The organism is Selenomonas ruminantium AC2024, from assembly GCF_000687995.1.
Classification (GTDB): domain Bacteria; phylum Bacillota; class Negativicutes; order Selenomonadales; family Selenomonadaceae; genus Selenomonas_A; species Selenomonas_A ruminantium_B.
The window spans coordinates 1,771,082-1,784,028 of record NZ_JIAC01000001.1 but is presented as its reverse complement, the minus strand read 5'-3'; the positions used below and the strand labels follow the sequence as shown (position 1 = coordinate 1,784,028).

12 protein-coding genes are annotated in these 12,947 nt (G+C 47.2%); all 12 read right to left on the bottom strand.

Annotation, left to right across the window (positions count from 1 at the left end; genetic code table 11):
* Window positions 1-8: 8 nt before the first annotated feature.
* The 12 genes from P157_RS14170 to clpX all read right to left on the bottom strand — a co-directional run bounded on the left by P157_RS14170 (window position 9) and on the right by clpX (window position 12,943).
* Window positions 9-1,319, bottom strand: coding sequence for an ABC transporter ATP-binding protein (locus P157_RS14170; RefSeq protein ID WP_051598555.1), 1,311 nt, complete (start codon window positions 1,317-1,319; stop codon window positions 9-11).
* A gap of 7 nt (window positions 1,320-1,326) precedes the next feature.
* Window positions 1,327-2,136 carry an ABC transporter permease gene (locus tag P157_RS0108425; protein ID WP_037368251.1) on the bottom strand — a complete coding sequence of 270 codons (810 nt, stop codon included), beginning with the start codon at window positions 2,134-2,136 and terminating at the stop codon, window positions 1,327-1,329.
* A 13-nt stretch (window positions 2,137-2,149) separates the two neighbouring features.
* A complete protein-coding gene (locus P157_RS14165; RefSeq protein ID WP_051598554.1) occupies window positions 2,150-3,025 on the bottom strand; it encodes a glycosyltransferase in 876 nt (291 codons plus the stop codon).
* The gene (gene wbaP, locus P157_RS0108415; RefSeq protein WP_051598553.1) at window positions 3,025-4,455 is read right to left on the bottom strand and encodes an undecaprenyl-phosphate galactose phosphotransferase WbaP; all 1,431 of its coding nucleotides are present in this window, start codon (window positions 4,453-4,455) and stop codon (window positions 3,025-3,027) included. Before wbaP ends, P157_RS14165 begins: the two co-directional genes overlap by 1 nt.
* A complete protein-coding gene (locus P157_RS15640) occupies window positions 4,452-4,619 on the bottom strand; it encodes a hypothetical protein (RefSeq protein WP_196243104.1) in 168 nt (55 codons plus the stop codon). Before P157_RS15640 ends, wbaP begins: the two co-directional genes overlap by 4 nt.
* Window positions 4,620-4,902: 283 nt before the next feature.
* A complete protein-coding gene (locus P157_RS0108405; RefSeq protein ID WP_026760615.1) occupies window positions 4,903-5,496 on the bottom strand; it encodes a recombinase family protein in 594 nt (197 codons plus the stop codon).
* Window positions 5,497-5,646: 150 nt separating this feature from the next.
* Entirely contained in the window at window positions 5,647-6,831 is a 1,185-nt protein-coding gene (locus tag P157_RS0108400; protein WP_026760614.1) for a pyridoxal phosphate-dependent aminotransferase, read from the bottom strand.
* Window positions 6,832-6,951: 120 nt separating this feature from the next.
* Window positions 6,952-7,443, bottom strand: a complete 492-nt coding sequence (locus tag P157_RS0108395; RefSeq protein ID WP_080695413.1) for an AsnC family transcriptional regulator — start codon at window positions 7,441-7,443, stop codon at window positions 6,952-6,954.
* Window positions 7,444-7,456: 13 nt separating this feature from the next.
* Complete coding sequence (locus tag P157_RS0108390) at window positions 7,457-7,915, bottom strand: Lrp/AsnC family transcriptional regulator (RefSeq protein ID WP_026760612.1); 459 nt, start codon at window positions 7,913-7,915, stop codon at window positions 7,457-7,459.
* 91 nt (window positions 7,916-8,006) lie between these two features.
* Window positions 8,007-8,630, bottom strand: coding sequence for a ribosome biogenesis GTP-binding protein YihA/YsxC (yihA, locus tag P157_RS0108385; RefSeq protein WP_026760611.1), 624 nt, complete (start codon window positions 8,628-8,630; stop codon window positions 8,007-8,009).
* Window positions 8,631-9,300: 670 nt separating this feature from the next.
* Window positions 9,301-11,604, bottom strand: a complete 2,304-nt coding sequence (gene lon / locus P157_RS0108380; protein ID WP_026760610.1) for an endopeptidase La — start codon at window positions 11,602-11,604, stop codon at window positions 9,301-9,303.
* 73 nt (window positions 11,605-11,677) lie between these two features.
* Window positions 11,678-12,943, bottom strand: a complete 1,266-nt coding sequence (gene clpX / locus P157_RS0108375) for an ATP-dependent Clp protease ATP-binding subunit ClpX (RefSeq protein WP_026760609.1) — start codon at window positions 12,941-12,943, stop codon at window positions 11,678-11,680.
* Window positions 12,944-12,947 lie beyond the last annotated feature (4 nt).

The following is a 12,947-nucleotide window of genomic DNA, read 5'->3' as shown; positions in this document are numbered from 1 at the left end:
TCCTCCAATTATTTGTAACTTACGTTTTCTCTATCGTACGAGCTGAATTCACACTCTGCATTTACCTCAAGCAGAGCAACATATGGCCCTTCTTTATAGACTTGTACTTCCTTACATATGGGCAAATATTCAATAAAGCTATGCTTATTCTGAGTACCTTTTGCGATAGCAGGAGATAACAAATATTTCCCCTCCTTTATGATAGGTATTTCCATAACCATAACTGCATCTACAACACTATTCTCATTTACATCAATACCACATTTAGAAGACAAATATGTATTAAACCCTATCAATGGCAAACCATCTTGGGTGTCAAAATTAATTCCGAAAATTACATTTTTTATATTATTATAAAACTCGGCAACGATATGAAACTTGTATTTACTCCCCGCATCCAAGCTGCTTGTCAACTTGTCATTCATATCTGTAATAAAAAAAGAAACAATTTTTCCATCTTCCGGATGGGTTTTAATTGCCTTTGTAGCATTCAATTCTGGAAAAATAATTTTTCCACTCTGCTTGTCTGCTCTAATCAATCTATCATCACTAAGTTTTTCAGCTTCAGCATATAACTCATTTGCCTTTATTTGCATATCAAGATAATCTGAGCAAACATCATCACTTTCTGAATATTTTCTCGTCGAACCTCGTTCCAACCACAATACCTTGTCGCAAAATCTTCTTATAGAGCCAATATCATGCGATACATATATAACCGTTACGTTTGATTCTTTTAGTTCTTCAAATTTCTTGAAGCATTTATTCTGAAAGAAAGCATCACCTACTGATAACGCTTCATCAACAATCAGCACATCCGGCTCCACAAAGGCATTCACCGCAAACGCCAATCTCGCAAACATACCACTGGAATACATCTTCACAGGCTGATTGATGAAATCCCCTATGTCTGCAAAGTCGATGATATCCTGCAGGCGTTCATCCATTTCTTCTTTGGTATAGCCCATAATCGTGCCGTTCATGTAGACATTTTCTATACCAGACATTTCGGGATTGAAACCTGCGCCCAATTCAAGCAAGGAGGCGATACGGCCATTTACTTGAATGTTACCCGCTGTTGGAGTCAACACGCCGGTGATGATTTTCAGCAGAGTGGATTTTCCAGCGCCATTCTTGCCGATTATACCTACTGTCTCGCCTTTCTTTATGGTCAGCGATACATCATTTAATGCATAAAAGTCCTTGCTGTAACGTTTCTTGAAGGGATTTAATGCTTCTTTCACCCGGTCTGTCGGCTTGTCAAAGATTTTATACACCTTGCTCAGGTGGTCTATTTTTATTGCCCAGTCGTTACTCATATCTGCCTCACAATACATCTGCAAAATGTGGTCTTAGTTTTTTAAAGATAAATGCGCCGAAAAGCATGACGGCTATGGTGAATAACCAGAAGGATATATTCGTATAGCCCAGTTCCCATACCCATTTATGGTAGATAAAGCTGTTACGGTAGCCTTCTACTACGTAGTACATTGGATTGAGTTTGAACACCCATTGATAGGTTTCTGGTATCAGCTTCAAGCTCCAGAATATCGGCGTGCCCCAGAAGCCGAACTGAATAACCATTGCTACCAGTTGGCCGATGTCTTTCATAAAGACCATCAGGGAACTGGTAATCAGAGACAAGCCAAAGACCAGACAGATACTGCAGAATACGTAATAAATAATCTGCAGGTTATACAGGCTGGGCCAGTATCCATAGACAGAAAACATCAAAAACAGCACTACTACGAAAAACATGTTGACAAGTAACGCCGATATTATCTGAATCATAGGTAGCAGGCTCACACGGAATACCACTTTTTTGACCAGAAAGCTGTTGCTGTATATCGAGTTTGTAGCGGCCTGCAGGGCATCACTAAAGAAGAACCAAGGGAACATGCCGCAAATCAACCAAAGGATAAACGGGAAGTTATCCACAGGCATGGACTTAAAGCCCACCTGAAATACGAACCAAAAGATGGCTATCGTTATAGCAGGTTGTATAAAGGCCCATAGAATTCCCAGATAAGAACCGACATAACGCTGTTTCAAATCCTTTTTGGTTAAGTTCCACAGGAGACCTTTGTTGTGCCATATGGAAAGTACAAAATCGATAAATACTCTTAAATAATGCAATGGTTATCCCTCTTTAATTTGTTTTATAGGCGATAAATTTGATGGCATCCAAGGCCAGCACTTTCCCTAGTCCCCATATGCCTTTTTCTTTTCCTATACGCTGCAGCTGGTAACGTACGAGCTTCAAGCCTTCACCGGCGGAACCGCCAAAGTTTTCCTGTAACCAATGATTTTCTGCGTAGAAACGGCCTATTGACCGATAGCGTCTCCATTGACTTGTCAAATTCGGCTCATGGGAGTGATGGACTTCGGCCTCTGCCACATAGGCTATCTTTTTGCCCTGCAATAGTAGGCGGCCAGCCATTTCTACATCTTCACAGATATCTACGTTGCGAAAACCGCCTTGGTCAACTAAGTCCGTTACCCGATAGGCAGCAAAAGAATTGGAGCAGAAGGCAGTTTTTATGCCGAGATTTTTGACATCTGACATTGACTTGACACAGGATACTGCTGGATAGTTGAATTCGCGGTCAACAGCAGCATAGATGCTGGCGCCTTTATGCGGCAGCTGGCGACCGTAAGCTCCAGCTACTTCATGGTCAGCGAAAGCTAATAGGAGTTTTTCTAAGCTGTCCTTTGCTGAGATGCGGACATCCTGCGTCATATAGATGATGAAATCCAACGCCGCTTGTTCCTGCAGAATCGTCAATGCTTTCTGACGGGTTCGGCCATGGCTGAACTCTTTTCTGGCTACAATATGGGTCTGCCAGCCAGCCTGCTTGGCAAACTGTACAGTATCATCGGTTGACTCCGAATCCATAACCAGCCGATATTGCGGTTGGAAAGTCTGCTCTGCTAACTCCGCCAGCAATTGCCTGAATCCTGCACCAGCCTGATATGTTGGAATCACTATGCCGACATTGGCTTTGGCCAGCCAGTTTTTGCCCATCAATAAGCTCCTTTTCTTGCTAGAACCGCTGTAAAAGTCTTAACCAGATATTTCATATCCAGCCATACGCTCCAATTACGGACGTACCAGGTGTCCATTTCCACTCGTTCTTCATAAGTAGTATCGCTACGACCACTGGTCTGCCACATGCCGGTTATGCCAGGGCGTACCATGTAGTATTCCCGGATATTGTCACCGTATTTGCAAACTTCGCCTTGTACTATCGGGCGCGGGCCGACAAGACTCATCTCGCCCTTTAGCACATTGAATACTTGAGGCAGTTCGTCCAGACTTGTCCTGCGCAGAAATGCGCCCAACTTGGTTACCCGCGGGTCATGGGTAAGTTTGAAGTTTTCCGCCCATTCCTTTTGGGCTTCTGGATTTTCGGCCAAATATTTTTTCAAAGCCTCACCTGCGTTGGGAATCATGGTCTGGAATTTGTAGCAGTAGAACTCCTTACCATTCCGCCCCACCCGGCGATGGGCAAAGAAAATTCTGCCCTTATTGTCTATTCCCACCAACAATGCCAACAGAATAAATATTGGCGATATCAGGATGCAGCCGAAGAATGTGACGACCATATCAAAGACGAACTTTGTTGTCCTGTTGCTCCAGCGGGATAGATTGTTTTTGCTTTTAATGATGGTCAGCTGTTCGACAAATAATGTGCTGATTTCCACACTGCCTAAGGGAGTACCGACAAGACTGGGTGTAAACAAGATGGTATCTGTTAGATGCTGGACGGATACAAGCAATTTACGCATTTCTTCTTCCGATAACCCCGGGGCAGCAATTACGATTGTTCGTACCTCTTGCTCTTTTATGACCTTATCTGCATCAGCAAAGCCACCCAGCAAAGGATATTCTTTCGGCAATTTACTAGATACAGGATGGTCATCCAACAGACCGATAACCTTATAGCCATAACATGGGTCATCATCAAAAGCTTCTAACAGTCGCTCTGCTGTTCGCCCCGCACCAATCAGCAGGATTTTTTCCTGCAGGCAATGCAATCTAAGTACAAACTGTCCCAGCAGGTATCTGCCAACGGCAATATACAGTAGGCTGAAAAGTAAAAAACAACCTGCATAATATCTTGAAACCTGCAAACGGTTACGCATAAGGAAGATAACCAGCATATACATCAGGAATCCGTAACAGGCGCCTTTAAATACATCCCTGGTTACATCTAGCGATGGCCTGTTAAAGCGATAGCCATCTGCCTGAAACATGACCAACAGAAACAAGGCTGGATAATAAATATACTGATATTCCCAAGGCAGAACCATCATGCGGCTGGCTTCCACGCGAAACATTCCCTGCAGCCACAAGGCTGTATGTTCTGCCACCACAATAGCCAGGTAATCCACCAGCAAGTGCAAACACACGATAATTTGCCTGCTTGTTCCGATATGTATTCCTTGTTTCATTTTTCCTTCTTCATATTACCCAACGCATACTCACAGCACTGGCGAACCAGGTTATTGACAGATATCTTCTCGTGCTCTGCGATTTTCGTCAGCTCATCCAGCAAACTGGCAGGCAGTCGAAAAGTCTTGTTAATCATCTCTTCCGTTTGACGAACTTCAAACATTACGTTTTCTCCTTTAATTTTTCTTGTAACCTTTGTCAAAATGTATACTTTATGAAACGACGCATAATGTATTTTGTGCAATCAAAAATATTCCATATTTGTCTCAAAAAGTTACTAAAATAAATAAAAATTAACGAAAAAATAGACATTGCAGAATGCATTTGTTATAATGTTCATTGTGAGTTCAAAAGTGTCAAAATGTATACTTTATGACACTTACGCAAATAAAAGAGCCCCCTTGTCAAACTGTGTATCACAGTTCCAACAAGGGGGCCTTACTTTATTAGATATTCATTTCTCTAAGTCGGCGATAGAAAGTGGATTTGCTGATATGGCAAGCTTTCAACAGTTCCTCCAAGGTTATCCCTTGATTGCGCCATCGTTTCACCAGGGAAATAAAGTTCTTCGGGATTTTCGCTTCCGGGCGGCCGAAGCGGATGCCTTTGGCCTTGGCTACACTTATTCCTTGCGCCTGCCGCTTACGGATGTTATGTCGCTCGGATTCTGCCACAAAGGATAGTATCTGCAACACAATATCGGAGATAAAGGTTCCTAGCAGATCCTTATACCGTCTGGTATCCAATAACGGCATGTCTATTACGCAAATATCAATGCCCAGCTCACTGGTCAGATAACGCCACTGATTCTGAATCTCCTTATAATTGCGGCCTAAACGGTCAATACTCAATATATAAAGTAGATCTCCTTTCCGCAGCACCCGCAGAAGTCGCTTATAATTCGCCCGTTTGAAATCCTTTCCCGACTGCTTATCCATGTATATATTGACTTGTGGTATATCCAGCTCCTGAATCGCTCGTAACTGACGTGACTCATTCTGATCAAAAGACGAAACTCGGATGTAGGCATATGTTTTCATATGTTTTCCTCCCTATAAATACACAAAAATTTTTATCTATACTATATATACATGATTTATAAGGAGAAAAATCAACCATATAACAAATTTACAAGAAAAAAGCCACCAGAATACACTGATGGCTTTTCCATATAAATTTAATTGCTTATCTTATTTGTATTCTGCAGCTAGTTTTTTGAACAGGGGCAGGGATTTTTCGATGGTTTCCGTCTTGATGCAATAGGCGGCACGGAAGTAGCCGGGGCAGCCGAAGTCGGTGCCGGGCACGAGCAGCAGGTCATATTTCTGTGCTCGTTTGCAGAAGGCATAGTCGTCCTCTTCAAGGCACTTGGGGAAGAGATAGAACGCGCCCTGGGGCTTCACACATTCAAAGCCTGCGTCAACGAGCCCCTGATAAAGGAGCTGGCCGTTTTTGACATACGTACTGATGTCCGAAGGCATGTTGGCGCAGCGGCCCACCACCAGCTGCCACAGGGAAGGCGCATTGACATGGGTCAGCACCCGGGCAGCACCGGCAATGGCACCGTAGACCTTCTCGAAGTTCGCGACGGTGTCCGGCACGACAATATAGCCGATACGCTCACCGGGCAGGGAGAAGGATTTGCTATAGGAATAGCAGACCAGTGTGTTATCGTAGTATTTCGGAATATACGGCACAGTATATCCTTCAAAGGCAATTTCCCGATAGGGTTCATCCGCGATGATGAAGATGGGATGATGGTATTCCTTTTCCTTGGCCTGCAGAATCTTCGCGAGCTTCTTGATGGTTTCCTCGGAGTATACGGCACCGCTGGGATTGTTAGGGCTATTGACGATAACGGCTTTGGTATGGTTATTCACCAAACGCTCAAAGGCTGCAAAGTCAATCTGCCAGTCCTCTGGCTGGGCTGGCACAACCACGAGCTTACCGCCAACGGATTCCACAAAAGCCCGGTATTCCGGGAAGAAGGGCGCAAAAGTGATGTACTCATCCTCCGGCTGGGACAATGCTTTGAAGCAAATAGTAATGGAGGCAGCAGCGCCTGCCGTCATAAACAGATTTTTCTCCGTGATATGCATGCCAAAACGGCTGTTAATGCTATCGGCCAGCGCCTTGCGCACCTGCGGATTGCCCGGAGCCACGGTGTAACCATGAATGGCGGATGGTTCCATATTGGTCAGGATATCCACGGCCGCTTCCTTGATAAATTCCGGCGTGGGCACATTGGGATTGCCCAGGCTGAAGTCGTAGACATTTTCCTCCCCTACTTCGGCAGCCCGTTTTCTGCCGAACTCGAAGATGGTGCGGATGGTGGATTTTTTCGTACCCAGTTCATACATTTTGTTATTGACCATATGGATTACCTCGCTTATAAATGAAAATTGTATTTATTGACGAAACACTGTTTACATATTAGCATATTTTTATAATAAAATAAAGTAAAAGAGACAAGTTTGGCGCTTGTCTCTTTTACTTTATTCGCAAAAATACTTCATCGCGGTCTTTTTCCACTCGTGTTTGGAGTAGAGCATCACATGCTTGCTGACGTTGCATTCCTGACCTAAATCCCGTACCACCTGTTCACATTCTTCACGGCTGCGGCCATGTACCATGGTGTAGAGATTATAGGGCCAATTCTCGGCGGTATTTCTATCGTAGCAATGGGTTACGAAGGGACTGGCGGCCATGTGGCGGGCAATTTCGTCCAGGCGCTGCGCAGGCACTTCCCAAGCCACTAAGACATTGGCCTTAAAGCCAACCTCACGATGACAGAGCACGGCGCCCATCTTGCGGATTTTTTTCGTCTGCTGCATGGACTTGACCCGTTCCATGAAAATCTCTTCACTGACTCCTACCTGTTCGGCCAAAGTCTTATAGGGCTCTGCCACCAAAGGGAACTCGCCCTGCAGGGCACGGACAATGCGTTTATCTAATTCGCTTAATTCATCGATATCTTCTGCTGCCATAAAACTGTCCCCCTTAATGCAATTTGAACTGCACATTGATTTTGTATTTCTTGTTGGCCTTGAGGTTCAACATATCCTCCACGCCGTTTAAGGACTGCACCTCATCCAAAATCCTGGCTTCGGTTTCAAGATTCGGAGACAGCAGGGTAAACCAGAGATTGTAGCGTCCCTCGCGCTCATAGTTATGGGTCGCTCCGGGATAACGGTTAACAGCCTCGGCTACGGTCTGCATTTTGGCAGGGTCAACCTTCAAGGCCACCAATGTGCCCTTATAGCCCAGGTTGTTAGAGTCAAAAAACGTGCCGATACGGCGCAGGTATCCCTCTGCTTTCAACTCCTGCACCCGGCTGAGCACCGTCTGCTCATCGGTGCCCAGTTCCTCTGCCAGCTTGGCAAAGGGGTGACTGCATACAGGCAGATTTCCCTGCAGCAAATTCAGCAAATCCTTGTCAAATGCCGTTAATTCCATCATGGTTATCCCTCTCCCCTAAATCGCTATCATGATTCCCGCGTAATACACATTGTTTCTGCGTAATATGAATCCGATTCACATTTCTCTATTATTATTCTAACAAAGAATCACCGATAACGTCAAGTAAATCTGAACGGCCTTCATTTTTTAGTGAGGAATACGGCAGTACGGAAATTTCTTTAATGCCAAGCTTGCGCTTGATGGCGGCAATGTTTTTTGCCCGCTCATTCTTGCCAATCTTATCCACCTTGGTGGCGATAATCAGCACAGGAATGCCATTATCCACCAGCCAGTTGAACATATCTACATCAGAAGCCATCGGTTCGTGACGGCTGTCGATAAGCTGGCAGACAAAAGTCAGGCGCGGGGAGTTCAACAGATACTCCTCGATAAATTTCGACCAGATTTTGCGCTTTTCCTTGCCAGTCTTGGCATAGCCATAACCGGGCAGGTCCACGAGGTAAAAGGCCTTACGTTCCTCGACCTCGGCAATCTTGACGCCCACTTCAAAGAAGTTGATAGTCTGCGTCTTGCCGGGCTGGGAGGACACGCGGGCCAGATTATTGACACGGGTCAAAGAATTAATCAGCGAGGACTTGCCTACGTTGGAACGGCCAATAAAGACGATTTCCGGCAGGTCGGCTTCGGGGTATTGGTCTTGTTTGACCGCAGAAGCCACATACTGTCCCTGCGTGATAATTACTCTATCCTTCATACATTCATCTCCTTTACATATAAAATGCAGTTTGCCAGTGCGTGCTGAAATTTTTTGTTACAGCTCAGTTTGGGTGGAGGTGGTAATACTTTTCGCCGTTGCACTAAATGACCCACAAGCAAGAGTATAGGCTTTTTAGTTACCTGCGCCGGGCGAGACCGGCGGCGCGTATGTTCAGCGCAGTATTTAGTCTATGCCGTTTGTGGGCCAGTCCTCACTGCGTTCGGACAGTCGTTCCACGGCGAAAAGCATCACCACCTCCGCCCTAAGTGATGTTCGTACTAAACGGCATTTTCGCGGTGACAAGCAGCAAGAACATCGATGTTCTTGTAACGAGAGCAACGAGTTCTCGCCGCTTGCATAATCCGTAACTTGGGGGCGAACGGGGAGTGATTTTTCTGTAGGGAGCGACTGCCTGAACGCAGTGAAGGCCGGCCCCGGTAAGAAAATGCTAGAAAAAACGCTGAAAGCCGCGCCGTTGGCCTGCCCGGCGCAGGTAATTGGACAGTTCTCTTTTACGAGGGGGTCGTTTAGCGGAAAACAGAAAAAACACTTCCCGTTCGCCCCAGACTGCGTATAAACGGGATACCATAAGCACGAACTAATGCACAAACTACCACTTACTTAAAAGCCCGTTGACTTTTCGTCAGCGGACTTTTTAAGGGAAGCACTATTTTAACAATGCTATTTTCAGCACTTCATCCATGGATTCCACAGGTCTGAATTCCAGTTTCTCCCGCACGGTTTCGGGGATATCTTCGATATCCTTTTCGTTGTCCTTGGGCAGAACGATGGTCTTCATGCCTTCGCGGTAAGCGGCGAGCACTTTTTCCTTGAGGCCGCCGATGGGGAGCACATTGCCCCGCAGGGTGATTTCACCGGTCATGGCTACATCACTTCTAACCTTTCTGCCGGTCAGGGCCGAAATCATGCCCGTAGCCATGGTAATGCCTGCTGAGGGGCCGTCTTTCGGGATGGCACCTTCGGGCAGATGGATATGAATATCTTCCTTCTCATAGAAGTCATCCGCCAATTTCAGCTTATCCGAACGGCTGCGGACATAAGTAAGCCCTGCCTGTGCCGATTCCTGCATTACATCGCCAATCTGACCGGTCAGAATCAGCTTGCCCTTGCCTTTGAGCACAGTAACTTCCGTGGGCAGAATCGTGCCGCCGACTTCCGTCCAGGCCATGCCGGTAACTACGCCGACCTGTGGCTTTTTATTGGCCTTGGTGTCCTGGAATTTGACCTTGCCCAAGAAGTCCGTAAGGTTCTTCTTGGTCACTTTAATCGGTGCATCTTCGCCCTCTACAATCTTGCGGGCGGCCTTGCGGCAGACGCTGCCGATTTCGCGTTCGAGTTCACGGACACCGGATTCACGGGTATAATCGCTGATGATTTTCTGCAATACACCTGCACCAAAGCTGATATCCTTGGCTTTGAGGCCATTTTGCGTGCGCTGACGGGCTACGAGGTAGCGCTTGGCAATCTCTAATTTCTCCACTTCCGTATAGCTGGAGAGCTGAATGATTTCCATTCTGTCCCGCAGCGGGCGCGGAATATTGCCAAGGTTATTGGCCGTCACAATCCAGAATACCTTGGAGAGGTCAAAGGGCAAATCCACAAAGTGGTCGCTAAAGGTGGAATTCTGCGCCGGGTCAAGCACCTCCAAGAGTGCCGCTGACGGGTCGCCATGGTAATCACCAGAGAGCTTGTCCACTTCATCGAGCAGAAACACAGGATTCTTCTTGCCGACCTTGCGGATGCCTTCAATGATGCGCCCGGGCATAGCCCCCACATAGGTGCGGCGATGGCCACGGATTTCGGCTTCATCACGGACGCCGCCTAAGGATGCCCGCACGAATTCACGGCCCGTAGCTCTGGCCACAGAAGTCGCCAGCGAAGTCTTGCCCACGCCCGGAGGACCTACCAGACAGAGAATTGGCGCACTCTTATCCTTGGCCAGCTTATGTACAGCCAGATAGTCCAAAATCCTATCCTTGACCTTGGTTAAACCATAGTGGTCTTCATCGAGTATCTTTTTGGCAGCGGCAATATCCACCGTGTCTTCGGATTCCTCATTCCAAGGAAGCTCCAGCAAGCAATCCACATAATTGCGGATAACACCGGTTTCTGCGTGCATGTTGCTCAGAGACTCCAAGCGGTTTAATTCTTTTTCCACCGCTTTTTTAACCTCATCCGGGTAATTGCCCTCATTGAGCTTCTTGCGGGCTTCGTCAATCTCGCCCTTGTTGCTGTCGCCAAGTTCCTGACGGATGGCCTTAATCTGCTCGCGCAGATAGTAATCCTTTTGGATTTTATCCATCTGCTTGCGCACCTGCTTGCCAATCTTATGCTCCATCTGCAGGATTTCCATTTCCCGCGTCAACACAGCATAGAGTTTTTCAAGGCGCTCCTTGACATCAATAGCAGCCAAAAGTTCCTGACGGGTTTCCACCTTGAGGTTCAGATGGCTGGCAATCAGGTCGGCCAGCCGGCCGGCATCATCGATAATGGCCACAGAAACCAACGTCTCGGGCGGAATCTTCTTGGACAGGCGCACCCATTCTTCAAACTGATGCACCACAGCCCGGTTCAAGGCTTCCATGTTCATGGAAGTATCGATTTTATCGGAAAATTCCTCTACCGTAGCGGTATCGTAATTTTCCTCCGCATGGAACTCGTGGATGACGGCCCGCCGTTTGCCTTCCACCAATACCCGTACCGTATCGCCGGGCAGCTTGATGACCTGACGGATTTCCGCCACAGCTCCCACCGGATACAAATCCTTGAAGGCAAACTCTTCCTGCTCCGCATCGGTCTGCGCCGTCAGGATAATCTCCCGGTTTTCCACCATGGCTTCCTCGATGGCGGCCATGGAACGTGCCCGGGCGACATCGAGATGTATCATCATATAAGGGAATACGACCATGCCTCTTAAAGGCAATAATGGCAAAGTACGAAGTTCAGCCATTTGACTCCCTCCTTTTTCCTAAATATTAAACAAGGCGCTGCCTTAGCAACGCCTTGCCTTACGCCTGCCGTAATCAGGCAGATGCTTCACTATTCTGCACCTTCTTGTCGATGGTCAGGACAGGGTCTTTTTTGTTGTTCACCGTGTCTTTGGTCACATGGCAGGCCGTGACACCCTCAATGGAGGGAATGTCGTACATGACATTGCACATAATGCCTTCAATAATGGACCGCAGGCCACGGGCGCCAGTCTTGCGCTTCAAGGCTTCCTTGGCGATAAGACGCAGAGCCTCATCATCAAAGGACAGCTTCACGCCGTCCATCTCTAGGAGCTTGGCATACTGTTTAATCAGCGCGTTCTTCGGCTGGGTCAGGATGCTGACCAGAGCGTCCTCGTCCAAGGATTCCAGCGTTACTACCACTGGCACACGGCCAATGAATTCCGGAATCAGACCATGCTTGAGCAAATCCTCCGGCAGGAGCTTCTTGAGGGTTTCCCCGACATTGCGCTGCTGCTTCTTGGATTTGATATTAGCACCAAAGCCCATCTGCTTCTGGCCGATACGGCTTTCGATAACCTTTTCAATGCCATCAAAAGCACCGCCGCAGATAAAGAGAATGTTCGTGGTATCAATCTGGATAAGCTCCTGATGGGGATGCTTGCGCCCGCCCTGTGGCGGAACGGAAGCCACCGTGCCTTCCAGAATCTTCAAAAGGGCCTGCTGTACACCTTCGCCAGATACATCACGGGTGATGGAGGGATTTTCCGACTTGCGGGCAATCTTATCGATTTCGTCGATATAGACAATGCCGCGTTCGGCCTTCTCCACATCATAATCAGCGGCCTGAATGAGCTTCAGGAGGATGTTTTCCACATCCTCGCCCACATAACCGGCTTCCGTAAGCGCCGTAGCATCGGCGATGGCAAAGGGTACGTTGAGTATCCGCGCCAAAGTCTGTGCCAGAAGCGTCTTACCGCTGCCTGTGGGACCAAGCATCAGAATATTGGACTTCTGCAGTTCCACATCATCCGTCTTGCCTGCGCCCATATTAATGCGCTTGTAGTGATTGTACACGGCCACGGCGAGGCTCTTCTTGGCATCGTTCTGACCGATTACATACTGGTCGAGGATTGCACGGATGTCCTTCGGTTTTGGGACGTCCTTGAGTTCTACCTCTGCTTCCTCGCTGAACTCTTCCTCAATGATTTCATTGCAGAGTTCAATGCATTCGTCGCAGATATAGACACCGGGACCTGCAACCAGCTTTCTTACCTGCTCCTGGGTCTTACCACAAAAAGAGCACTTGAGCTGACCTTTTTCATCCCCAAACTTCAACATGACA

Bases quoted from the DNA above. Each gene is read 5' to 3' on its own strand.
- P157_RS14170 (WP_051598555.1), bottom strand. From the start codon at position 1,319: ATGAGTAACGACTGGGCAATAAAAATAGACCACCTGAGCAAGGTGTAT.
- P157_RS14165 (WP_051598554.1), bottom strand. From the start codon at position 3,025: ATGGGCAAAAACTGGCTGGCCAAAGCCAATGTCGGCATAGTGATTCCA.
- wbaP (WP_051598553.1), bottom strand. From the start codon at position 4,455: ATGAAACAAGGAATACATATCGGAACAAGCAGGCAAATTATCGTGTGT.
- P157_RS15640 (WP_196243104.1), bottom strand. From the start codon at position 4,619: ATGTTTGAAGTTCGTCAAACGGAAGAGATGATTAACAAGACTTTTCGA.
- P157_RS0108405 (WP_026760615.1), bottom strand. From the start codon at position 5,496: ATGAAAACATATGCCTACATCCGAGTTTCGTCTTTTGATCAGAATGAG.
- P157_RS0108400 (WP_026760614.1), bottom strand. From the start codon at position 6,831: ATGGTCAATAACAAAATGTATGAACTGGGTACGAAAAAATCCACCATC.
- P157_RS0108395 (WP_080695413.1), bottom strand. From the start codon at position 7,443: ATGGCAGCAGAAGATATCGATGAATTAAGCGAATTAGATAAACGCATT.
- P157_RS0108390 (WP_026760612.1), bottom strand. From the start codon at position 7,915: ATGATGGAATTAACGGCATTTGACAAGGATTTGCTGAATTTGCTGCAG.
- yihA (WP_026760611.1), bottom strand. From the start codon at position 8,630: ATGAAGGATAGAGTAATTATCACGCAGGGACAGTATGTGGCTTCTGCG.
- lon (WP_026760610.1), bottom strand. From the start codon at position 11,604: ATGGCTGAACTTCGTACTTTGCCATTATTGCCTTTAAGAGGCATGGTC.
- clpX (WP_026760609.1), bottom strand. From the start codon at position 12,943: ATGTTGAAGTTTGGGGATGAAAAAGGTCAGCTCAAGTGCTCTTTTTGT.